This is a genomic window from Jejuia pallidilutea (assembly GCF_002973595.1).
In the GTDB taxonomy this organism is placed as follows: Bacteria; Bacteroidota; Bacteroidia; order Flavobacteriales; family Flavobacteriaceae; genus Jejuia; species Jejuia pallidilutea.
The window spans coordinates 1-1,803 of sequence record NZ_PVEO01000030.1; the positions used below are offsets into that span (position 1 = coordinate 1).

A 1,803-nucleotide genomic window follows, 5' to 3' on the forward strand; every position below is an offset into this window, starting at 1 on the left:
AAAACGGTTAGTACTGGCGCAATAACGGAGTATGCAGGTAATTATGTGTACCAAGATGGTTCTTTGAAATTCTTTAACCACCCTGAAGGGTATGTAGATGCTGAAAATGGGTTTGATTATGTATACCAGTACAAAGACCATTTAGGGAATGTAAGGTTAAGCTATAAGGATGCTAATGGCGATGGCCTTATAGCAACTTCTGAAATATTAGAGGAAAACAACTACTATCCCTTTGGACTGCGTCATAAAGGTTACAATAATGTTGTGAACGGCACGGAAAATAAGTATCAGACGTTCCAAGGTCAAGAGCTTGAAGAAGAGTTAGGTAAAAATACTTATGCTTACGAATGGAGAGACTATGACCCTGCAATAGCAAGGTTTAACAAAATCGATAGATTTGCAGAAAAGTATGAAAAATTATCGCCTTATCATTTTAGTGCTAATAATCCAATCTATTTTAGAGAAATTGCAGGAGACAGCTTAAACTTGGCTCAATTATTTACGAAAAATGATGATGGTAATTATGTTAATCCAAATGCTGTTAAAGCCTTTCAAGCTTTTGCAGGCACAAAAGAAGGCAAATCATACTTATCGCAATTTGCTTCAAAAGGGCAATCAGTCGAAGGTACTGATGTAACTTTTGGTACGGATGGAAAATACCACAATGAAGGAATAGATTTAGCTTACAACACAGAACCTTTATCAGCATCTGATGGTAGAGATGGAGAGACTGGTGCGAAACAAGAAGAAAACGGAAGATTCACAATTGATGTAACTTTAGGGGAATCTGGCTCTCAATTCGATAAAATTTTAGATATCACTCACGAGACTTTTATACACGTAGAAGGATTTACACAAGATATTTTAGACAATAAAAAATTAGATTATTCTAATATGAGTGATTTTGTGAATGAACGATACAGTAAAAGGAGTCGTCATCACGTTCAAGCCAAATTAGACCAAAGGAATAAAGGCAATACTCTATTCGGTACAAAAGGCTTTAATTTATTGCTAAACGCTAATAAAAAATACAATGGAAATAAAACAAGAAATCAGGTATGGAATACTATGTGGGATTATGTTGATTAGCATCTTTTTCCAAACTTCCTGCTCTAATAATAATGATACTGCTTTGAATATAGAGATTTCTACGTCTGGTTGCCATAGAAGTTGCCCTATTATTGATATTAAGGTTTTGAATGATATAGCATATTTTAATCTTATAAAATTTAATGACAAAGAAGGTTATTTTGAATACAAAATCAATAAGGAAGAAAAAAAAGAACTAAAATCTTTACTTGCTGATATACAATTAGAAAGCCTTGAAGATGAATATACTTCAAATAGGGTTGATATGCAGGCTTATAGTGTGTATATAGACAAAAGTGGTGCAGAAAAGGAAATTTATTATTACGAAAGTGAATCGCCTGAAAGTTTAGAGAGATTAGTTCGAAAAATCATTAATTTTAAAAATAAAGAATTGGTTAAGACATCTTATGATTTTATGAGTAAAACAAGAGGTAAAGTCCCTCTACTTGAAATACCGATACCACCAGTGCCAAATTTGCAAGAATAAATGAATAACAGAAATCACCTTTAACGAGGTGGTTTTTTATTTATAAGCCAATCGAGTTTTGGCATCACGTAGCAATGCACTGCTATTCCCAAGATCATTTTAAAATAACTTGTCCCGTATAAGGGAATCATCTGAAAATGAATCACTTATATTTAAGTGTGTTAAAATCTATTTGTAAAATTATTTTTCTCAAAAGGAAAATTTTAAGCTGCTTTCCGTTTCTGTAA

Annotated in this window: 2 protein-coding genes; both read left to right on the forward strand. The window is 32.8% G+C overall.

Annotated elements, in window-relative coordinates; translation table 11 throughout:
• Positions 1–1,089: RHS repeat-associated core domain-containing protein (locus CLV33_RS17410; protein WP_317045195.1), on the forward strand; the 1,089-nt coding region annotated here is incomplete at its 5' end.
• Entirely contained in the window at positions 1,034–1,576 is a 543-nt protein-coding gene (locus tag CLV33_RS17415; RefSeq protein ID WP_105474950.1) for a DUF6438 domain-containing protein, read from the forward strand. The genes CLV33_RS17410 and CLV33_RS17415, both read left to right, overlap by 56 nt.
• Positions 1,577–1,803: the final 227 nt, after the last annotated feature.